This window comes from Pseudomonas sp. HMSC067G02 (assembly GCF_001813485.1).
Taxonomy (GTDB): Bacteria; Pseudomonadota; Gammaproteobacteria; order Pseudomonadales; family Pseudomonadaceae; genus Pseudomonas; species Pseudomonas aeruginosa.
In genome coordinates this window covers 47,269-65,827 of record NZ_KV812628.1, presented here as the reverse complement: position 1 = coordinate 65,827, position 18,559 = coordinate 47,269, and the positions used below count along the sequence as shown (strand labels likewise).

The window sequence follows — 18,559 nt, the reverse complement described above, 5'->3', positions numbered from 1 at the left end:
TGAATCCCGTGGGGTGGTTGCAGCGGAACGCCGCATTCGTCGTTCCTGGTCGTGGTTATCTGCCCTGCGTTTCCAGCGCGTCGGCGAGCGCCTGCGGCACCGCCACCGGGAACTCCAGCAACTGCTGGGCGAAGGCCTTGCCCTGCGGGTCGATGCGCAGGCTGGCGACGCCGCCGCCGCCGAGGGCGTTCTCCAGCAGGAAGTTCAGGCTGTGGCTGCCCGGCAGGTACCAGCGGCCGACCCGGCCAGTCTGCGGGTCGAGCACATGCTGCATCCAGTCCACTACCGCGCCTTCCTCCAGCGCCTCGGCGATCCACGGCAGGTACTCCGGATGCCGTGCCATGACCCCGATGTTGCTGTGGTTGCCCTTGTCGCCGGAGCGCGCCACCGCCAGCTTCACCAGCGGCACGCTGGCGCTGGCGGGCTGCTCCGGGCGTGGCGGCTGGCGCGCCTCGGCCAATCGTGCCGGGTCGAAGGCTTCGAGGACCGGCAGTTCCAGCGGATGGCGCTGGCCGTCGATCTCCACGCTCAACGCGCATTGCGCCTTGTCGATCAGGAAAGAGAACAGGCGGATCACCGGATACACCGTCGGCCGGCCGCCGACGATGCCGGTCAGGCCGGGCGCCATCCCGGTGGCGGCCTGGGCGATCTCGCGGGAGAACAGCACCAGGGCTTCCTTGCGCGGATGCCGGACGGCCAGCTTGACCACCACTTCGCGGCTGTCCTGCCGTCGCCCATGGGGACCATAGGTGGCTTCGCTGCCGAGCAGTTCGACATTGACCTCGCGGTAGGGCTCCCAGCCGCGCTCGGCGAAGATTTCCTCGGTCCTGGCGATGATCGCCTGGCTGACCCGCTCGGCCTTCTTCAGCGCATCGATGCCGGCGATCAGGCAACTGGCGGTGCAGCGGAAACCGTCCGGATAGGTGGCGCTGACCTTGTACCGGTCGGTGGGCGGCAGGCCGCGCGCGCCTTCCACCGCGACCCGGTCGGGTCCGACCTGGCGCAGACGCACCTCGGTGAAGTCGCAGACCACGTCGGGCAGCAGGTAGGCGCGTGGGTCGCCGATCTCGTAGAGCATCTGTTCGCCGACGCTCAGTTCGCTGACCAGGCCACCGGTGCCGGGCGCCTTGGTCACCACGAAGCGCCCGTCGGCCTCGACCTCGACGATGGGGAAACCGATGTGCTCGTAGTCCGGCACCTGCTCCCAGTCGGTGAAATTGCCGCCTGTGCATTGCGCGCCGCATTCGACGATGTGCCCGGCGAGGGCGGCCTGGGCCAGTCGGTCGTAGTCGTCCCAGGCCCAGCCGAACTCGTGCACCAGGGCGGCGCTGACCACCGCGCTGTCGACCACCCGGCCGGTGATCACGATATCCGCGCCCAGGCGCAGGGCCTCGACGATGCCCGGTGCGCCGAGGTAGGCGTTGAGCGAGACGCACATCGGCGGGAAAGGCGCGTCGCTGAACATCTCGCGGATGCCGGCCTTGGCCAGTTCGGCCTGGCGCGCTTGCAGGTTGTCGCCATGGAGCACGGCGATCTTCAACTGCACCCCGGCCTTCTCGCAGGCCGCGGCGAGGGCGGCGGCACAGGCCTGCGGATTGATCCCGCCAGCGTTGCTGATGACGCGGATCTTCTTCTCGGCGATCTCGCCCAGCAGCGGTGCGAGGACCTCGACGAAATCGGTGGCGTAGCCGGCGTCCGGCTGTTTCAGGCGGGCGCCGGCCATGATCGACATGGTGATCTCGGCCAGGTAGTCGAACACCAGGTAGTCCAGCGGCGCGCCGCGCACCAGCTGCGCGGCCGCGGTGCAGGTGTCGCCCCAGAAGGCCGAGGCGCAGCCGATGCGTACGGTCTTTTGCATTGTTCTTGACCCGTGACGGCGGAAGTGTGGGGCGACATTACCAAGCAAGCGCTTGGTTGAGAAGAGGGCAGAAACAAATCCGTTCTCGGCTGTTACCCAAGCGCTTGCTCGGTCGTCTTCGCAGGCATACATTTCATGAATGCCGACAAGCACTTGCGGGGCAATCCCGAGGCCGGTCGGCAAATACGGAGCGGCCGGGCGCGCGGATGAGCGGCACCGAGCCGCCGACGATCCGGAAAAGGGGTACTCAGCGTTGGACGATCAGAAAGCCCGGGAAGTGATGCTGGAGCTGGTGGCTACCGGACAGCTCACCGATCCGGAAAGCGCCCGCGGCAAGCTGCTGCAGACCGCCGCCCACCTGTTCCGCAGCAAAGGCTACGAACGCACCACGGTGCGCGACCTGGCCAGCGCGGTGGGCATCCAGTCGGGCAGCATCTTCCATCACTTCAAGAGCAAGGACGAGATCCTGCGCTCGGTGATGGAAGAGACCATCCTCTACAACACCGCCCTGATGCGCGCCGCCCTGGCCGACGCCGAGGACCTGCGCGAGCGGGTGCTGGGACTGATCCGCTGCGAGCTGCAATCGATCATGGGCGGCACCGGCGAGGCGATGGCGGTGCTGGTCTACGAGTGGCGCTCGCTGTCCGCCGAAGGCCAGGCGTACATCCTCGGCCTGCGCGACATCTACGAGCAGATGTGGCTCGACGTGCTGGGGGAGGCGCGGCTGGCCGGCTATTGCCAGGGCGATCCGTTCATCCTGCGGCGCTTCCTCACCGGCGCGCTGTCCTGGACCACCACCTGGTTCCGTCCGGAAGGACCGATGAGTCTCGACCAGCTCGCCGAGGAGGCCCTGGCGCTGGTGATCAAGAACGCCTGATCACTCGGAGATCAGGCGGAACGGGTAGCTCAGCAGGAGGAAGTGCAGGGTGTTGATCGAAGCGTGCAGCAGCACCGCCAGGGACAGCCGCCCGCTGAAGTGCAGGACCATGCCGTAGCCCAGCCCGGCGATCCCGGCCAGCAGCGCGTACACCGGGTTCACCAGCAGGTGCAGCGCGGCGTAGGCGAGGGTCGCGACGATGATTCCCGGCCAGGCGCCGAACCAGCGGATCAACTGGCTTTGCAGCAGGCCGCGGAAGAACGCCTCCTCGGCCAGGGAGACCACCCCGACGTTCAGTACCAGCCACCACCAGAAGGCATCCGGCCACTTCGGCTGCCAGCTCGCGGCATTGGTCATGATCGACAGCAGCGGCACCACGAAGAAGGTCAGGCAGAAGGCCAGCGCGGTGATATCCAGCGACACCAGCGGCTGCTTCGGCCGGCGCAGCCACCAGGCGAGCAGGGTAAGGGCGACCAGGGCCTTGTCCCAGGGCAGCCAGATCATCTGGATCGGCGGGCTGGCGCTGGCCAGGTCCCAGGGGAACAGGCGCAGGGGAATGAAGCCGGGCAGGTAGTGGATGGCGATCAGGGCGCTGGCGGCGAGGCTCACCGGCCACCAGAGCAGGGTCGGCAGCCAGCGTTCGGCGTAGGTCACCCAGATGATGTAGAGCAGGACGATGACCGCCGTCAGCAGCGCGATGTGCCCGGTGAAGAAGCCCCCGAGCAGGAACAGAATGGGTAGAAGCGGTATCAGACGCCCGAGCATGCAGCCTCCCGTTTAAAGGAGGGATTCTAAAGGCATTTCGACCCGCGGATGGGAAAAGCGCAAGGAACGGACCTTCTGCCAGAGGGAAACACACGGGGAACGAACCCCAGGTTGCGCAGGAAAAACCATGCGCGGCCCGCATGACTCCGCCACGCGAGTCTTCGCCTCGCCGGTTTTTCGCCCGCCGGGGTTTTCCTACGAGACCTAGTGACCCGCCGGCAGGCCAATAGGTTCAGCGGTCCTTCGCCTCCTGCGCGTCCAGCTCGGCGTTGCGTTCATGGATGCGTTTGAGCTGTTCCTCGCTCAACGGCAGCTTCTTCGCCGAGTCGCGCAGCAGCAGGAGTCCGCCGACGATGGAGCCCAGGGCGAGGACGATGATCAACCAGGCGTACCAGGGCATGTTGTTCTCCCTCATCGATATGAATGTTCACCATACGCCGGGTTTGCCTTTCTGTCAGGCAACGTTCCGGCGCGAGGTCCTGTGGTTGAGACTCCCGGCGGCGCTTGGAAGTTGCGGGCGGAGAAAGCGCTGAGCCTGGTCGGCGTGATGCCTGTCACATGTTGGCAATCTGACATTGCTTAACTGGCGGGTATCCCTTCATTGCCCCGTCCGGGCCTGCCAGCGAGAGGTTGCCGATGTCTCCGAGCGCGTTGTCCCGTCTGTTGCGCCCGGTGGAACCCCTGACTCCGGCGATGAGCATCAGCGACGTCGCCGACCGCCTGCTGATGCCGGAGCACCGTGCCTTCCTCTCGCTGCCGGTGGTCGACGACGAGCGCCGGGTCCTCGGCCTGGTCAGCCGCTACACCCTCCAGGACATCTTCATGCAGCGTTTCGGCCGCGACCTCTGGGGCCGCCATCCGGTGCGCGACGTCATGAACCGGGCGCCCCTCAGCGTCTCCCTCGGCGCCAGCCTGGAAGAGGCGGCGCAGCAGGTCACCGGTCGCCTGCAGTATCCGATCACCGAGGACTTCGCCCTGGTCGACGAAGAGGGCCGCTACCGTGGCCTGGGCACCGTGCTCGACCTGCTGAAGGCCATGGAGGCGCGCATCGCCCAGCGCAACCGGGTGCTGCGCAAGGCGCTGGTGGACCTCAAGGAGTCCCAGGCGCAACTGGTGCAGTCGGAAAAGATGGCTTCGCTCGGGCAGATGGTGGCCGGGGTCGCACACGAGCTGAACACGCCGCTCGGCTACGTCGGCAACAACCTGGCGCTGCTGGAGGAGCTGAGCGATCCCTTGTTGCGCCTGGCCGATGCCCAGGCGGCGCTGGTCGACTGCCTGGGCGACCCGCAGTGCGACGAAGCGCGCCTGGCGCAGGCGCTGCAGGCGGCCGACGCGGTGCGCCGCGAGGCCGCCGTCGAACAGTTGCGCGAGGACCTGCGGCAGTTGTTCGTCGATACCCGCTACGGCCTCGGCCAGATCGGCGAGCTGGTTTCCGGGCTCAAGGACTTCGCCCGCCTGGACCGCGCCTTCAGCGAGGAGGTCGACCTCAACGACTGCGTGCGCAACGCCGTGCTGATCGCCCGCACCGCCATCAAGGACAAGGCCGAGATCAGCAGCCAGCTTGGCGAGCTGCCGCTTATCGCCTGCGCGCCGTCGCAGATCAACCAGGTGCTGCTGAACCTGCTGACCAACGCCGCGCAGGCCATGGAGCGTTTCGGTCGCATCCTGCTGAAGAGCTGGGCCGACGAGCGCCAGGTGTTCCTCTCCGTGCAGGACAACGGCAAGGGCATGCCCGCCGAGGTCCTCGGGCGGATCTTCGACCCGTTCTTCACCACCAAGCCGGTGGGGCAGGGCACCGGGCTCGGCCTGTCGATCAGCTACAAGATCATCCAGCAACATGGCGGGACCATCCGCGTGGCCTCCGAACCGGGCCGCGGAACCCGCTTCCTCATCAGCCTGCCGCGAGAGCAGGCCCGCGAACTGAAACGGAGCGCCTGACATGAGCCCATCTCCCGTCCGCATCCTCTTCGTCGATGACGAGGAGCGCATCCTGCGCAGCCTGGCCATGCAGTTCCGTCGCCATTACGAGGTGCTCACCGAGAGCGACCCGCGGCGCGCCCTGGAGCGCCTGAAGACGGAACGGATACAGGTGCTGGTCAGCGACCAGCGCATGCCGCAGATGAGCGGCGCCGAACTGCTGGCGCAGGCTCGCGAGCGCTATCCGGAGACCCTGCGGATTCTCCTCACCGGCTATTCCGACCTCGACGCCGCCGTCGACGCGCTCAACGACGGCGGCATCTTCCGCTACCTGACCAAGCCCTGGAATCCCCAGGAAATGGCCTTCACCCTGCGCCAGGCGGCGGAGATCGCCAGCCGCCAGGGCCTGCCGGCACCGCCCGCGGCCACGCTGGCGGCGCCGCTGAGCGTGCTGCTGCTCGACGACGACCCGGAAACCCTGGACTGCGTCGGGGCCTTCTGCCATGCCGGCGGGCACCGCCTGCTGCGCGCGCGCAACCTGGCCGAGGCGCTGGTGTGGCTGAACACCGAACCGGTGGAGGTGCTGGTCAGCGACCTGAAGCTGGCCGGGGAGCATACCGCGCCGCTGCTGAAATCCCTGGCCCAGGCCCATCCGCGCCTGCTCAGCCTGGTGGTTACGCCGTTCCGCGACACCCAGGCCCTGCTCGAACTGATCAACCAGGCGCAGATATTCCGCTACCTGCCCAAGCCGATCCGCAGGGGATTGTTCGAGAAAGGCCTGAAGGCGGCCGCCGAGCAGGCCTTGCTGTGGCGCGGGCGAAGCCTGCCGGAGGTCGACCGGCTGGCCGAGGTGCCGCGCGACGAGCGCGAGAAGGAACGGGTCGGCAGCCTGCTCGGTATGCTCGGCCGCCTGCGCGAGCGGCTGACGGCCTGAACGCCGGCCTAGCCGGCGTCGCAACCGGCGGCCTTGGCCTGGCGGCTTTCCACCAGGCGTGCGCGGAGTACGTCGTAGCTCCAGTTGAAGGCCATGGTGTAGGGCAGGAAGAACAGGATCAGGCCCATGTCGAGGAGGAACGCCTCGACCAGTCCGATCGACAGCCACCAGGCGGCCAGCGGTACCAGCACCACGATCAGGCCCAGCTCGAAGAGCATCGCATGCAGCACCCGGACCTGCAGGGTGCGCTGGAAGCCCATGCGCCGCTGGGCGCGGTCGAAGAGGCTGTTGAAAAGCATGTTCCAGAGCATCGCCACGGTGGAGAACATCAGCGTCAGCGCACCCATGTGCGCCAGGGGCTTGTTCATCACCAGCGACAGCACCGGCGCGGTGAGGAGGACGGCCAGGCCCTCGAAGGCCAGGGCGTGGAAGATCCGCTCCTTGAGAGTCTTGTCGAGGGCGGTGTGGGTGTGGGTCATGGCGAACGCTCCCGGTTCGTCGTTGAAGTCGGGCTGTATTGTCATCGGTCTTTGGGATAGGGTTAAGTTGGATACCATCGGAAAAACCGATATGCATTTGTCACCCGAATCCCTCGAGGCCTTCGTCCAGGCCGTTTCCCTCGGCTCCTTCAGCGCCGCCGCGCGCAAGCTGGGCAAGAGCCAGTCGACCGTCAGCGAGGCCATTGCCCGGCTGGAGATCGACCTCGGCCTGGAACTCTTCGATCGCAGTGGCCGCCAGCCGCAACTGACCGAGGCCGGACGCACCCTGCTGGGACGGGTCGAGGAGGTCCTCGGCGCATCCGACCGCCTGCGCCGGGTCGCCGCGCTGCTCGCCGGCGGCTCGGAGCCACGGGTGACCCTGGCGCTATCCGACACCTACCATTCGGCGCGCTACGAGGCGCGTCTGGCCGAACTGGACGAGCGTTACCCTGAGCTGGAGTTCGAATGCCTGATCGCCGAGGACCAGGACGTGATCGCCCAGGTCAGCCGCGGCCGCGCCACCCTCGGCCTGCTCGCCGCGCAGCCGCACTACCCGCCGGAGCTGGGCGTGGCGGCGGTCGCCGAGCGTGCCGAGTTCGGTCTGTTCGCCGCCGTCGACCATCCGCTGGCGGGCCTGGAGCGGGTCAGCGAGCGTGACCTTTCCGAATGGCGTTTGCTGCGCCTGAACACCTATAGCGAGACCGGCGCGGCGATCAACGACGGCCTGCCGTCCAGCGGCGGGCGCTGCTGGTCGGCGCCCAACTACCTGTTGCTGCTGGAAATGGCCACCCACGGCTTCGGTTGGGCCGAGCTGCCGCGCTGGCTGGTCAGCGGCTACGCCAACGGACGGCTGAAGGAGTTGCCGGTGTCCGGCTGGCCGCGCAGCCAGGCGGTGGACGTGGTCTGGTCGCGGCAGCGGCCGTTGGGACCGGCGGCCAACTGGTTGCTGGACCGCTTGCTGGATCGCGACCTGCCTATCTAGGGAGGGCCGGCTGAACCCCGGTTCAGCCGGCGAAGCCGCCGGCGGCGAGGAAGGCGAGTTCCTCGGCGCTGGACGGGCGACCGAGGATCGGATTGCGATGGGGAAAGCGCCCGAAGCGGCGGATGATCTCGCGATGCTCACGAGCGTGGGCGAGGAAGGGCTGGCCGAGTCCGTGGTTCAGCGCTACCGAGCGATCCTGGTCGGCAAGGTTCTCGGCATGGGCGAACGGCAGGTAGAAGAACAGTCGCAGCGCGTCCTCGACCTGGCGGTCGAGGCCTTGTCCCAGAGCCCGCTCCGCCCAGCGCCGCGCTTGGGCGTCGCTGGCGTACATGCGCGGGGTTCCACGGAAGGCGTTGCGCGGGTACTGGTCGAGCAGCAACAGCAGGCCGAGATGGTCCTCGGCTTCACCGGCAGCCGGGCGCAGCGCGTTGGCGCAGGCAAGCTCGTAGAGGTGGGCGAAGCGCTCGCGGAAGCGCCGGTCGAAATCGGCGTTCCTGGCGAACCAGAGGGTAGGGCCGGCATCGCGCCAGAAACCGACCACTTCCGGCAGCGGGGACGCGCTGGGAGAAGGCAAAAGCGCTGCATGGGGCATCTGCGGATCCAGGAAGTAGAGTAGGGACTCCAGGCTATTGGTCCGGGTTCTTTGGATAAACGTGGGTGGCATGGATAGACTGTCCAGCCATCCCGAATAGAGAGAAGGGGCCTGCCCATGGATCGTCTGGACAGCATGCGCGTGTTCCTGCGCGTTGCCGAAACCGGCAGCTTCACCAAGGCCGCGGACCTGCTGGACATGCCGCGGGCGACGGTCTCGGCGGCGGTCCAGCAGCTCGAAGCGCAACTCGGCAGCCGGCTGTTGCATCGCACCACCCGGCAGGTCCAGCTGACCCACGACGGCAGCGTGGTGCTGGAGCGTTGCCGTCACCTGCTGGAAGACATGGAAGAGCTGGAGAGCCTGTTCCGCGACGGCAGCCGCGCCAGCGGCCGGCTCAAGGTCGACGTGCCGAGCCGGGTGGCGCGACTGCTGATCGCCCCGGCGCTGCCGGAATTCTTCCGCCAGCATCCGGACATCGAACTGGAACTGGGCTCCAGCGACCGTTCGGTGGACCTGGTGCAGGAGGGCGTCGACTGCGTCCTGCGGGTCGGCCAGTTGGGCAACAGCAGCCTGGTGGCGCGACGCCTCGGCGAGATGCAACTGATCAATTGCGCCAGTCCCGCCTACCTGGAAGAGCATGGCGAGCCACGGACGCCGGCCGACCTCGACCGGCACTGGGCGGTCAACTATGCCTCGCCCAGCAGCGGCCGGGTGTTGCCCTGGGAGTACCGCGAGGATGGGCGCACCCTGACCCGCGCGCTGCGCAGCCGGGTCACGGTGAACAACGCGGAAAGCTACATCGCCTGCTGCCTGTCCGGACTGGGCCTGATCCAGATCCCTGCCTACGACGTGCGCGAGCACCTCCAACGCGGCGAGCTGCGCGAGGTGCTGCCGCAGTGGCGGGCCGAAGCGATGCCGGCGTACGCCCTGTATCCGCACCGGCGGCATCTGTCGCGGCGGGTCAGGGCATTCGTCGACTGGCTGGAGCAACTGCTCCGCGCCCGCCTCTAGTCCACGACGTTCATCTCCCCGGCGTGTTCCGGGCTACGGCAAACGGCCGGATTCTGCGACAATGCGCGCCGTTTTCGATTCGCCGCGAGAGAGCCCATGTCCGCCTGCCAGTCCCCCATCATCGTCGCCCTGGATTTCCCCACCCGTGAGGCCGCCCTGGCGCTGGCCGATCAGCTGGACCCGAAACTGTGCCGGGTGAAGGTCGGCAAGGAACTCTTCACCAGTTGTGCCGCGGGTATAGTCGAGACCTTGCGCGGCAAGGGCTTCGAGGTGTTCCTCGACCTGAAATTCCACGACATCCCGAACACCACGGCGATGGCGGTGAAGGCCGCCGCCGAGATGGGCGTGTGGATGGTCAACGTGCACTGCTCCGGCGGCCTGCGCATGATGGCCGCCTGCCGCGAGACGCTGGAGGCCTTCAGCGGGCCCAGGCCGTTGCTCATCGGCGTGACCGTGCTGACCAGCATGGAGCGCGAGGACCTGGCGGGCATCGGCCTCGACATCGAGCCCCAGGAGCAGGTACTGCGCCTCGCCGCCCTGGCGCAGAAGGCCGGCATGGACGGCCTGGTCTGCTCGGCCCAGGAAGCGCCGGCGCTGAAGGCCGCCCATCCGGGCCTGCAACTGGTCACGCCGGGCATCCGCCCGGCCGGCAGCGCCCAGGACGACCAGCGGCGCATCCTCACCCCGCGCCAGGCCCTGGACGCCGGCTCCGACTACCTGGTGATCGGCCGGCCGATCAGCCAGGCCGCCGACCCGGCCAAGGCGCTGGCGGCGATCGTCGCCGAACTGGGCTGAGGCGGCTTCCCCCACGCCTGCCGTCGGTGACCGTCGCGCGTCGTGTCGAGCCGGACATGGCGCAGGCATCATCCGCGCCGGCGCCCAGGGGGGCGCCTGTCCCTCCCCAGCGTCTAGGCTTGTAGCGGGCACTCCGGCAAGTACCGGTGGCAACGGTTTCACAGTTTCGTGAGGAAAAATTGCAAGTGCCTTGCCGGCTGGCCCCAGGCCAGTAGGATCGCTGTTTTCCCCGGAAACGCGAGGTCGGGATGCTGAACACCCTGGAAGCCTGCCTGAAGGCGGTCGATGAGATTCTCCTGGGCAAGGACCGCCAGGTGCGCCTGGCCCTGGCCTGCCTGCTGGCCCGTGGGCACCTGTTGATCGAAGACCTGCCGGGGATGGGCAAGACCACCCTCAGCCATGCCCTGGCGCGGGTGCTCGGGCTCAGTTTCCAGCGCATCCAGTTCACCTCGGACCTGCTGCCGGGCGATATCCTCGGTACCTCGGTGTTCGACAAGGACAGCGGGCAATTCGTCTTCCATCCCGGGCCGATCTTCGCCGAGCTGGTGCTCGCCGACGAGATCAACCGCGCCACGCCGAAAAGCCAGAGCGCCTTGCTCGAGGCGATGGAAGAAGGCCAGGTGACCATCGAGGGCGCCACCCGGCCCTTGCCGGAACCGTTCTTCGTCATCGCCACGCAGAACCCGGCCAGCCAGGGCGGCACCTTCTCCCTGCCGGAATCGCAGCTGGATCGCTTCCTGATGCGCCTGTCGCTGGGCTACCCCGGACGCGCGGCGGAACGTTCGCTGCTGCTCGGCGAAGCCCGGCGCGATCTGCTGCCGCGCCTGGAACCCTTGCTCGACCACGCGGCGCTGGCCGCTTTCCAGGCCGAAGTGCCGAAGGTCCGCGCCAGCGATGCGCTGGTGGACTACGTGCTGCGCCTGGTCGAAGCGACCCGCACGCAGCCGGCCTTCGCCCTCGGCCTGTCGCCGCGCGGTAGCCTGGCGTTGCTCGCCGCGGCGCGTGCCTGGGCGCTGCTGGCGGGACGCGACTATGTGATTCCGGAAGACGTCCAGGCGGTGTTGCCGGCGGTCGCCGGGCATCGCCTGCGCGACCAGGCGGACCCCACCGGGCACGGTGGCGGCGCGCTGGTGCAATGGCTGCTGCGCGAAGTCCCGGCGCTCTGATGCGCCTGCGCAACTGGCCGCGCTGGCAGCGCTGGCTGAACCGGCGGATACCGCCGGCGAGCAGCGTCGAGCTGAACCAGCGCCGCGTATTCATCCTGCCGACCCGCCAGGGCGGCGCTTTCGGCCTGGCGCTGCTGGTGATGCTGCTGGCGGCGATCAACTACCAGAACAGCCTGGCCTACGGGTTGACCTTCCTGCTGCTGTCCCTGGGCGTGGTGACCATCCTCCATACCTATCGCAACCTTGCCGGCCTGCGCCTCACCGCGTTGGGAGCGGACCCGGTGTTCGCCGGCGAGCGCGCCGGTTTCCGGGTGCGCCTGGAAAGCCCGCGGCGGGCGCGCCAGGCCATCGCCGTCGGCTGGCCGGAGCGGCCGCTGGAATACGCCGACCTGGCAGGCGACGCGGCTGCCGAGGTGCTGCTGTTCCACCCGACCGAGCGACGCGGCTGGCTGCGGCCGGGGCGCCTGCGGGTGGAGAGTCGCTTTCCCCTCGGCCTGCTGGTGGCCTGGAGCTGGGTCGACCTGCGCCAGCAGGCGCTGGTCTACCCTCGGCCGCTGGCCGGCGAGTCGTTCCTCGCGCCGGGCGCGGAGGATGCCGAGGACCAGGGGCGCGCGCTGGCGAGCGCGGGCGTCGACGACTACCAGGGGCTGCGCGCCTACCAGCCGGGCGACTCGCGGCGGCGCCTGCACTGGAAGGCATTTTCCCGTGGCCAGGGGCTGCTGGTGAAGGACTTCGCCGCGCTCGGCGGGGAAGACCTGTGGCTGGAATTCGAGCGCCTCGGCGGGGACCTCGAAAGTCGCCTGGGCCGCTTGTGCCATGCAGTCCTGGAACTCTCCGCGCGGCAGCAGCCCTATGGCCTGGCGCTGCCCGGCACGCGCCTGCAACCGGCCAGCGGCGAGGCCCAGCGCGAGGCCTGCCTGCGCGCGCTGGCGTTGTTCGGAGCGGCGCGATGAACGCGATTCCGCGGGTCGCGCTGGTCTGGCTGCTGGTGGCGCAGGTACTGGTGATCCTGCCGCACCTGGCCTACATGCCGCTGTGGATCGCGGCCATGTGGCTCGGTTGCGCGGCCTGGCGGGTGCAGGTCTTCCGCATGCGTGCCGGCTATCCGCGCGCCTGGGTCAAGCTGGCCCTGGCGTTGCTCGCCGGGGCCGGGGTCTGGTTGTCGCGCGGCAGCCTGGTGGGCCTGGACGCGGGGGCGGTGCTGCTGATCGCCGCGTTCATCCTCAAACTGGTGGAAATGAAGACCCGCCGCGATGCGCTGGTACTGGTGTTCCTCGGTTTCTTCGCAGTGGTGGTGGGCTACCTGTTCGACGACGGTTTCCTCGCCGCGCTGTACAGCCTGCTGCCGGTGACCGCGTTGCTGGCGGCGCTGATCGGCTTGCAGCAGAGCGCTTTCGCCAGCCGGCCCTGGCCGACCCTGCGGCTGGCCGGCGGGCTGTTGCTGCAGGCGCTGCCGCTGATGCTCCTGCTGTTCCTGTTCTTCCCCCGCCTGGGGCCGCTGTGGTCGTTGCCGATGCCCGGCAACAAGGGGGTCACCGGACTCTCGGAGAGCATGGCGCCAGGGGATATCGCCGAGCTTGGGCGCTCCGCCGAACTGGCGTTCCGGGTCCGCTTCGAGGGCGCACCGCCGCCGCGCGAGCAGCTCTACTGGCGCGCCTTGACCATGGAGCGTTTCGACGGACGACGTTGGGCTCAGGCGCCGCAATGGTCGGGCGAGGATGCTCTGCACTGGCAGAAGCGTGGCCCTGAGCTGCGCTACGACGTGATCATGCAGCCCAGTTCGCAGCCCTGGCTGTTCGCCCTCGACGTGGCGCAGACCGACCAGACCGACACGCGCCTGATGAGCGATTTCCACCTGCAGCGGCGGCAGCCGGTCGAGCAACGTCTGTTCTACCGAGTCAGTTCCTGGCCACAGGCGCTGCGCGAGTCCAGCATCGATCCGCGCACGCGCTGGCGCAACCTGCAGTTGCCGATGCACGGCAATCCGCGCGCGCGCGCGCTGGCCGACGAGTTGCGCCAGGCCCATGCGCAACCGCAGGCGCTGGTCGCGGCCCTGTTGCAGCGCTTCAACCACGAGCCCTTCGCCTACACCCTGAAACCGCCAGCGACCGGCGCCGACGGGGTGGACGATTTCCTGTTCGACACGCGCAGCGGCTTCTGCGCGCATTACGCCGGGGCGATGGCTTTCGTCCTGCGCGCCGCGGGCATTCCTGCGCGAGTGGTGGCCGGTTACCAGGGCGGCGAGCTGAATCCGGCGGGCAACTACCTGCTGGTGCATCAGTTCGACGCCCACGCCTGGGTCGAGTATTGGCAGCCGGAGCAGGGCTGGCTGAGCGTCGACCCGACCTACCAGGTGGCGCCCGAACGGATCGAACAGGGGCTGGAGCAGGCCCTGGCCGGAGACAGCGAGTACCTCGCCGACGCGCCGCTGTCGCCGTTGCGCTACCGTGGCCTGCCCTGGCTCAACGACATGCGTCTGGCCTGGGACAGCCTGAACTACGGCTGGCAACGCTGGGTCCTGGCCTACCAGGGTGAGCAGCAGGGCGCCTTCCTGCAGCGCTGGTTCGGCGGGCTCGATCCGACCCGACTGGGCCTGTTGCTCGGTGCCGCGGCGATATTGTCGGTCGGTCTGCTCGCGCTGTTCCTGCTCAAGCCCTGGCAAGGCCGTGGCGATCTGCGCAGCCGCCAACTGCGCCGCTTCGAACGCCTGCTGGAGATGCATGGCCTGCGCCGTTCCCCCGGCGAAGGACTACGCTCCTACGGCGAGCGCGCCGCCCGCGTCCTGCCGGCGCAGGCGCCAGCCATCGCGGCCTTCGTCGGCGCGTTCGAAGCGCAACGCTATGGACACGGCGGTGCCGATGATCCAGGGTTGCGTCTGCGCGCATTGCGCCGGGCGCTGCCCTGGCGCCTGGTGCGCGCGCCCACGCGGGATGGCCGGGGAGAGGAGAAGGCATGACGGGGTTCATCGATGAACTGCTGGCCGAGGTGATCGGCCAGCAGGTGGCGTTGATGTCGGCGGTCGCCCGCCTGGAGGCGCGCACGGATGGCGAGGCACTGCACGACCTGCGCATCGCCCTGCGCCGTCTGCGCAGCCTGCTGCGGCCGATCCGCGGAGTCCCCGGCGTCGAGGAGCTGGAGCATGCCGCCGCCGAGGTCGGGCGGCTCAGCGGGCCGATCCGCGACCTGGAGGTGCTGCTGCCGGCGCTCGCCGCCGAAGGGCTGCGGGATGCGCTGGCGGTGCGCCGGCCGGTGCTGGAGTCCGGCTACGTGGCGGTTCTCGCCAGCCAGCCGCTGCACCGCCTGCAGCTTTGCCTGGACGTCTGGCCGGCCCTGTTGCGTACGGCCCAGCGGCATGCCGTGCTGGATGGCTTGCACGGCCGGGTGCGCAAGCGCCTGCGCCGGCAATGGAAGACCCTGCGCGCCGAGCTGGCGGACACCACCTACGAGCACTGGCACCCGCTACGGCTGCGGATCAAGCGCGTGCGCTACGGGCTGGAGGCCTATCCGCACGATTGCAGCATTCCCGGTTCGCTGCTGGCGCCGCTCAAGGCGGCCCAGTCGGCGCTGGGCGATTGGCACGACCTCGAACAGTGGCTGTTGCGATGCCAGCGCGAGCCGGACCTGGCGCCTGTGCGAGAGGTCTGGACGGCACGCTTCGAACTGGCCCGGGAGCGTGCCGGACGGGCCCTGTCGACATTGCAGCAGGCGCTTGCCGGGCACTGAGGCCGCCGGTATTCCGATCGGCTTTTTCCCAAGGATCGCCTCGCCTAAGATGGGCCCTCGAATCCCCTCGCGAGGCACACATGAATTTTTCCGAATTGATCCAGGCGGTCCGCCGCGACCCTTCCTCGGTGGTAGTACCGGCCAGTTGGGGCCAGGGCCGCGCCACCTTCGGCGGCCTGGTGGTGGCACTGGCCTACGAGGCCATGCTTGCGGTGGTCGAGGCGGGGCGTCCGTTGCGCTCCATCGGCGTCAGCTTCGTCGGACCGCTGGCCCCCGAGCAGCCGGCGAGCTTCAGCGCCCGGCTGTTGCGCGAGGGCAAGGCGGTGAGCCAGGTACAGGTCGAGGTCCGTCAGGGCGAGCAGGTGGTGACGCTGGTCCAGGCCAGTTTCGGCGTCGCCCGCGCGTCGGCGGTGGCGGTGGAAGCGTTGCCGGCGGCCGGGATGAAGGGCCCTGAAGAGAGCCAGGAGCTGCCCTATATCCGTAACGTGACCCCGGAGTTCACTCGCTACATCGCCATGCGCTGGGCAGTGGGCGGCCTGCCGTTCTCTTCGAACAAGTCGCGCCAGATGGGCGGCTGGATGCGTTTCCGCGACGAACCCGAGGGAGAGACCATGGAGGTTTCCCACTTGCTGGCGCTGCTCGACTCCTGGCCGCCGGCGCTGTTGCCGCACCTGGGTACCCCGGCGATGGCCAGCTCGCTGACCTGGACCGCCGAGTTCCTCCAGCCGCTGCCGCAGCAGCGCAGCGGCGACTGGTGCCGTTACCTGGCGGAGATCGAGGAGGCGCGCGACGGCTACGGCCACGTGGCGGCGCGGATGTGGAGCGCCGACGGCCAGTTGCTGGCGATCAGCCGGCAGATGGTCACGGTGTTCGGCTGAGGCGCATGTCAGGCGGGCGCGTACTCGGTGCGGTTGCGCCCGCCGCTCTTGGCCTGGTAGAGCGCGCTGTCGGCGCGCACCAGCAGGCTTTCCAGGTCGTCCCCGGCGTCCCTGCGCAGGGCGACGCCGATGCTCACGGTCATTCGCAACGGTTCGCCGTCGGGATTGCTCACCCGTAGCGCCTCGACGCCGGCGCGCAGCCGTTCGGCGACGTCCAGCGCCTGGTCCAGGCTGACCTCCGGAAGCAGCGCGGCGAATTCCTCGCCGCCCAGGCGGCCGAGCAGGTCCACCTCGCGCAGGCCCTGGCGCAGGGTCTCGGCGACACGTTGCAGGGCGCGGTCGCCGGTCAGGTGGCCGTGGCTGTCGTTGATGTTCTTGAAATGGTCGATGTCCAGCATCAGCGCCACGCAGGGGTGGCGGAAGCGTTCGGCGGCCTTGAGCATGAGTTCCGCCTGGTGCAGGAACGAGTGGCGGTTGTGCAGGCCGGTCAGGGTATCGGTGCTGGCCAGCAGGCGCAGTTCCTGTTCCATGGCCTTGCGCCGGCTGATGTCGTAGCACCAGATCAGGGTCGCCGGCTCGCCGTCGATTTCCAGGTGGCGCGCGCAGATCACCGCCCAGCAAGGCGTTTCCCCGCATAGCTGGGCTTCCCAGCCATCCACCTGGCCGCGCGCCTCCAGGGCGTTCTGCAGGCGGCTGTATTCGCTGGCGCTGGCGAACAGCCGGGGCAGGTTGAAGTCGTCCTGGGCCTGGCAACCCAGGCGCTTGAGCAGGCGCGGGCTGACGTAATGGATGCTGGCGCCGCAGGCGCTGAGCAGGACCACGTCGCTCGGGCTGGCCTCGAGGATGAAATGCAGCAGCGCCTTGCCTTCGCTGAGCTGGCGGGTGCGCTCGCCGACGCGTTTCTCCAGGGTGGCGTTAAGCTCGATCAGATGCCCGGCCAGTTGCTGCGCGCGCTTGAAGTCAGCGACCAGGCGCAGCACCAGCAGGGCACCGCCGGCACCGATCCCGAGCAGCGCCCAGAACAACGCGTAGAACGCCCGGTGCAGGCGCTTGCGGTCGACGTCCAACTGGTTGGTCAGGGCGATGTTGCTGGCGACGACGATCTGGTGGGTCGGTTCGAGCAAGGGCGGGACCTGCTGGACGATCTCCGCGGCCAGGCGGCGCGCGGCGACGGGATCGCCCCAGGGGGCCTGGTCCGACCAGCGATCGCTGAGCTCGATCAGGCGTTGCAGGGTGGCCTGTACCTCCGGACGCGGTTCGGCGAGATGCCTGAACAACGACTGGCGGCGCAGCGGCGCGATCAGGCTGGCGAGGACTTCGAGACGGATCGCCAGGTCGTCGGCTTGGCCTTCGCCGCTCTCGGTGTGCCGCGCGGCGTCCAGCGTGCGATCCAGTTCGGCGCGCAGCGAGTAGGTCTGCCACAGCTCGTTGTGCAGGTTCGGCTGGGCCAGTTGCTGGGCCTGGCGCACCGCCAGCCACAGCGCAGCCCCGGCGATCAGCGCCATGAGCAGCACCAGGCCGAGCAACAGCCCCATGATCTGGCGTTGCCGGCGCAGCTTTGTCGGATCGAGCAGCGGCACAGTCATGTCCGTTACTTACTCAAGAGTGATGGAGCTGACCTGCCAGACGGTACGGTTGTAGTAGACCTGGTTTCTCAACTCAGGATAGCGGGCCATCGGGTAGATGATGAAAAGCGGTCCGCGTTCGCGGATCGCCATGTAGGCGCCGTTGCGGCGATAGGCGAGGATGGGCTGGTAGCTGTCGAGGTCGCTGTACGGGATGATCGCCGAGTAGTCGTTCAGCGCCAGCACGCGCAGGCGCTTGGGCGGCGCCAGGTCCAGGTGGCGCAGCAACAGGCTGAGGCGCACGCCTTGCCAGCGGGCGTTGGCCTCGCCGGGGAGCTGGGCTTCCAGGGTCTCGCTGGGCAGGGCTTCGAGGTCGGACAGGGTCAGCCGTACGGGAGCGCCGCCGGACCGCTGCAGGGTGACGATCGGACGTCCGCCCAGCGGCACGGGTTCCGCGGCCTGGGCAAGAGGCAGCCCCAGGCAGCAGGAAAAGACGATTAATTGACGCGTTGACGGCATGTTGTCGGTCCACGACAGGATTCCGTCGATTATATCGGCAGCGTCGCGCTAAAACTGAAGGGCTGTGCAAAATCCCGGACGAACTGTCACTTATGCCGTTCGCGCCAGGCCCGCCACCAGGCGCCGCTGAGGACGAAGCGGGGGAAGGTGACGAACTGCTCGACGAGCAGGCGACTGACAGCGTCGCGCCGATCGCTGAATGGCTCGGGTGCCTGTTCCTCCAGCGCGTGTCCCTTGGCCTGGATCGCCAGGCCGGCGCCGATGCCGATGACACCGAGCACCACCTGCAGCAGGTCCAGGCCGAACAGGCCGCCGAGCAGCAGGATCGCAGCGACGACGAACAGCGGCACGGCGATCAGGTGCAGGACCAGGTTGGTCGGGTTGCGGTGGTTGGCGGCATAGCCGCGCCATTGCCAGGCGAGCAGGTTGGGATGACGTTTGCCCATGTTCTCGGTACTCCGTGACGGCGACCCGCGAGGCGGGTCGTTGCATGTCGTC

General features: G+C 68.6%; 19 protein-coding genes. 11 read left to right on the top strand and 8 right to left on the bottom strand.

Going from position 1 to position 18,559, the window contains the following annotated elements:
* Nucleotides 1–55: 55 nt before the first annotated feature.
* Nucleotides 56–1,858 carry an acyclic terpene utilization AtuA family protein gene (locus tag HMPREF2914_RS03430; RefSeq protein WP_023091605.1) on the bottom strand — a complete coding sequence of 601 codons (1,803 nt, stop codon included), beginning with the start codon at nucleotides 1,856–1,858 and terminating at the stop codon, nucleotides 56–58.
* A gap of 253 nt (nucleotides 1,859–2,111) precedes the next feature.
* On the opposite strand from HMPREF2914_RS03430, the gene atuR reads away from it, so the two are divergent.
* Nucleotides 2,112–2,735, top strand: coding sequence for an atu genes transcriptional repressor AtuR (gene atuR, locus HMPREF2914_RS03425; protein ID WP_003114740.1), 624 nt, complete (start codon nucleotides 2,112–2,114; stop codon nucleotides 2,733–2,735).
* On the opposite strand, the gene HMPREF2914_RS03420 is transcribed toward atuR, so the two are convergent.
* Both HMPREF2914_RS03420 and HMPREF2914_RS03415 read right to left on the bottom strand, forming a co-directional pair.
* Nucleotides 2,736–3,500 (bottom strand): CPBP family intramembrane glutamic endopeptidase, encoded by a 765-nt coding sequence (locus tag HMPREF2914_RS03420; RefSeq protein ID WP_003090986.1) that lies wholly within the window; start codon nucleotides 3,498–3,500, stop codon nucleotides 2,736–2,738.
* A 232-nt stretch (nucleotides 3,501–3,732) separates the two neighbouring features.
* Nucleotides 3,733–3,900 carry a DUF2897 family protein gene (locus HMPREF2914_RS03415; protein WP_003090984.1) on the bottom strand — a complete coding sequence of 56 codons (168 nt, stop codon included), beginning with the start codon at nucleotides 3,898–3,900 and terminating at the stop codon, nucleotides 3,733–3,735.
* A gap of 236 nt (nucleotides 3,901–4,136) precedes the next feature.
* On the opposite strand from HMPREF2914_RS03415, the gene HMPREF2914_RS03410 reads away from it, so the two are divergent.
* On the top strand, nucleotides 4,137–5,438 hold the full coding sequence (locus tag HMPREF2914_RS03410) for a sensor histidine kinase (RefSeq protein ID WP_003160587.1): 1,302 nt from the start codon (nucleotides 4,137–4,139) through the stop codon (nucleotides 5,436–5,438).
* 1 nt (nucleotide 5,439) lies between these two features.
* Nucleotides 5,440–6,351 carry a response regulator gene (locus HMPREF2914_RS03405; protein WP_003090981.1) on the top strand — a complete coding sequence of 304 codons (912 nt, stop codon included), beginning with the start codon at nucleotides 5,440–5,442 and terminating at the stop codon, nucleotides 6,349–6,351.
* Nucleotides 6,352–6,359: 8 nt separating this feature from the next.
* On the opposite strand, the gene HMPREF2914_RS03400 is transcribed toward HMPREF2914_RS03405, so the two are convergent.
* Nucleotides 6,360–6,830 carry a multidrug/biocide efflux PACE transporter gene (locus HMPREF2914_RS03400; protein WP_003101714.1) on the bottom strand — a complete coding sequence of 157 codons (471 nt, stop codon included), beginning with the start codon at nucleotides 6,828–6,830 and terminating at the stop codon, nucleotides 6,360–6,362.
* Nucleotides 6,831–6,921: 91 nt separating this feature from the next.
* Between HMPREF2914_RS03400 and HMPREF2914_RS03395 the strand changes: the two genes are divergently transcribed.
* Nucleotides 6,922–7,812 (top strand): LysR family transcriptional regulator, encoded by an 891-nt coding sequence (locus HMPREF2914_RS03395; protein ID WP_003090978.1) that lies wholly within the window; start codon nucleotides 6,922–6,924, stop codon nucleotides 7,810–7,812.
* A gap of 22 nt (nucleotides 7,813–7,834) precedes the next feature.
* Here HMPREF2914_RS03395 and HMPREF2914_RS03390 read toward each other — a convergent pair whose 3' ends face one another.
* The gene (locus HMPREF2914_RS03390; RefSeq protein WP_023091606.1) at nucleotides 7,835–8,476 is read right to left on the bottom strand and encodes a DUF924 family protein; all 642 of its coding nucleotides are present in this window, start codon (nucleotides 8,474–8,476) and stop codon (nucleotides 7,835–7,837) included.
* A 45-nt stretch (nucleotides 8,477–8,521) separates the two neighbouring features.
* On the opposite strand from HMPREF2914_RS03390, the gene HMPREF2914_RS03385 reads away from it, so the two are divergent.
* The 7 genes from HMPREF2914_RS03385 to HMPREF2914_RS03355 all read left to right on the top strand — a co-directional run bounded on the left by HMPREF2914_RS03385 (nucleotide 8,522) and on the right by HMPREF2914_RS03355 (nucleotide 15,977).
* Nucleotides 8,522–9,415: a LysR family transcriptional regulator gene (locus HMPREF2914_RS03385; protein WP_016263298.1), complete on the top strand. Its 894-nt coding sequence runs from the start codon at nucleotides 8,522–8,524 to the stop codon at nucleotides 9,413–9,415.
* Nucleotides 9,416–9,511: 96 nt separating this feature from the next.
* Entirely contained in the window at nucleotides 9,512–10,210 is a 699-nt protein-coding gene (pyrF, locus tag HMPREF2914_RS03380; protein WP_003090975.1) for an orotidine-5'-phosphate decarboxylase, read from the top strand.
* A 248-nt stretch (nucleotides 10,211–10,458) separates the two neighbouring features.
* On the top strand, nucleotides 10,459–11,376 hold the full coding sequence (locus HMPREF2914_RS03375) for an AAA family ATPase (protein ID WP_003090974.1): 918 nt from the start codon (nucleotides 10,459–10,461) through the stop codon (nucleotides 11,374–11,376).
* On the top strand, nucleotides 11,376–12,329 hold the full coding sequence (locus tag HMPREF2914_RS03370; RefSeq protein WP_023091607.1) for a DUF58 domain-containing protein: 954 nt from the start codon (nucleotides 11,376–11,378) through the stop codon (nucleotides 12,327–12,329). The genes HMPREF2914_RS03375 and HMPREF2914_RS03370 overlap by 1 nt, the downstream gene beginning before the upstream one ends.
* Nucleotides 12,326–14,332, top strand: a complete 2,007-nt coding sequence (tgpA, locus tag HMPREF2914_RS03365) for a protein-glutamine gamma-glutamyltransferase TgpA (RefSeq protein WP_023091608.1) — start codon at nucleotides 12,326–12,328, stop codon at nucleotides 14,330–14,332. Before HMPREF2914_RS03370 ends, tgpA begins: the two co-directional genes overlap by 4 nt.
* Nucleotides 14,329–15,099, top strand: coding sequence for a CHAD domain-containing protein (locus tag HMPREF2914_RS03360; protein ID WP_003114744.1), 771 nt, complete (start codon nucleotides 14,329–14,331; stop codon nucleotides 15,097–15,099). The genes tgpA and HMPREF2914_RS03360 overlap by 4 nt, the downstream gene beginning before the upstream one ends.
* Before the next feature lie 80 nt (nucleotides 15,100–15,179).
* Nucleotides 15,180–15,977 carry an acyl-CoA thioesterase gene (locus HMPREF2914_RS03355; protein WP_003138725.1) on the top strand — a complete coding sequence of 266 codons (798 nt, stop codon included), beginning with the start codon at nucleotides 15,180–15,182 and terminating at the stop codon, nucleotides 15,975–15,977.
* Between the two features lie 8 nt (nucleotides 15,978–15,985).
* On the opposite strand, the gene HMPREF2914_RS03350 is transcribed toward HMPREF2914_RS03355, so the two are convergent.
* The 3 genes from HMPREF2914_RS03350 to HMPREF2914_RS03340 all read right to left on the bottom strand — a co-directional run bounded on the left by HMPREF2914_RS03350 (nucleotide 15,986) and on the right by HMPREF2914_RS03340 (nucleotide 18,507).
* A complete protein-coding gene (locus tag HMPREF2914_RS03350; RefSeq protein ID WP_003114745.1) occupies nucleotides 15,986–17,563 on the bottom strand; it encodes a GGDEF domain-containing protein in 1,578 nt (525 codons plus the stop codon).
* A gap of 9 nt (nucleotides 17,564–17,572) precedes the next feature.
* Nucleotides 17,573–18,061 (bottom strand): putative pterin-binding protein, encoded by a 489-nt coding sequence (locus tag HMPREF2914_RS03345; RefSeq protein WP_020750795.1) that lies wholly within the window; start codon nucleotides 18,059–18,061, stop codon nucleotides 17,573–17,575.
* An 86-nt stretch (nucleotides 18,062–18,147) separates the two neighbouring features.
* Complete coding sequence (locus HMPREF2914_RS03340; RefSeq protein WP_009313874.1) at nucleotides 18,148–18,507, bottom strand: Mpo1-like protein; 360 nt, start codon at nucleotides 18,505–18,507, stop codon at nucleotides 18,148–18,150.
* Nucleotides 18,508–18,559: the final 52 nt, after the last annotated feature.

Coding starts and splice junctions, on each gene's coding strand:
- HMPREF2914_RS03430 (WP_023091605.1), bottom strand. CDS start 1,858: ATGCAAAAGACCGTACGCATCGGCTGCGCCTCGGCCTTCTGGGGCGAC.
- HMPREF2914_RS03420 (WP_003090986.1), bottom strand. CDS start 3,500: ATGCTCGGGCGTCTGATACCGCTTCTACCCATTCTGTTCCTGCTCGGG.
- HMPREF2914_RS03415 (WP_003090984.1), bottom strand. CDS start 3,900: ATGCCCTGGTACGCCTGGTTGATCATCGTCCTCGCCCTGGGCTCCATC.
- HMPREF2914_RS03410 (WP_003160587.1), top strand. CDS start 4,137: ATGTCTCCGAGCGCGTTGTCCCGTCTGTTGCGCCCGGTGGAACCCCTG.
- HMPREF2914_RS03405 (WP_003090981.1), top strand. CDS start 5,440: ATGAGCCCATCTCCCGTCCGCATCCTCTTCGTCGATGACGAGGAGCGC.
- HMPREF2914_RS03400 (WP_003101714.1), bottom strand. CDS start 6,830: ATGACCCACACCCACACCGCCCTCGACAAGACTCTCAAGGAGCGGATC.
- HMPREF2914_RS03395 (WP_003090978.1), top strand. CDS start 6,922: ATGCATTTGTCACCCGAATCCCTCGAGGCCTTCGTCCAGGCCGTTTCC.
- HMPREF2914_RS03390 (WP_023091606.1), bottom strand. CDS start 8,476: ATGCCACCCACGTTTATCCAAAGAACCCGGACCAATAGCCTGGAGTCC.
- HMPREF2914_RS03385 (WP_016263298.1), top strand. CDS start 8,522: ATGGATCGTCTGGACAGCATGCGCGTGTTCCTGCGCGTTGCCGAAACC.
- pyrF (WP_003090975.1), top strand. CDS start 9,512: ATGTCCGCCTGCCAGTCCCCCATCATCGTCGCCCTGGATTTCCCCACC.
- HMPREF2914_RS03375 (WP_003090974.1), top strand. CDS start 10,459: ATGCTGAACACCCTGGAAGCCTGCCTGAAGGCGGTCGATGAGATTCTC.
- HMPREF2914_RS03370 (WP_023091607.1), top strand. CDS start 11,376: ATGCGCCTGCGCAACTGGCCGCGCTGGCAGCGCTGGCTGAACCGGCGG.
- tgpA (WP_023091608.1), top strand. CDS start 12,326: ATGAACGCGATTCCGCGGGTCGCGCTGGTCTGGCTGCTGGTGGCGCAG.
- HMPREF2914_RS03360 (WP_003114744.1), top strand. CDS start 14,329: ATGACGGGGTTCATCGATGAACTGCTGGCCGAGGTGATCGGCCAGCAG.
- HMPREF2914_RS03355 (WP_003138725.1), top strand. CDS start 15,180: ATGAATTTTTCCGAATTGATCCAGGCGGTCCGCCGCGACCCTTCCTCG.
- HMPREF2914_RS03350 (WP_003114745.1), bottom strand. CDS start 17,563: ATGACTGTGCCGCTGCTCGATCCGACAAAGCTGCGCCGGCAACGCCAG.
- HMPREF2914_RS03345 (WP_020750795.1), bottom strand. CDS start 18,061: ATGCCGTCAACGCGTCAATTAATCGTCTTTTCCTGCTGCCTGGGGCTG.
- HMPREF2914_RS03340 (WP_009313874.1), bottom strand. CDS start 18,507: ATGGGCAAACGTCATCCCAACCTGCTCGCCTGGCAATGGCGCGGCTAT.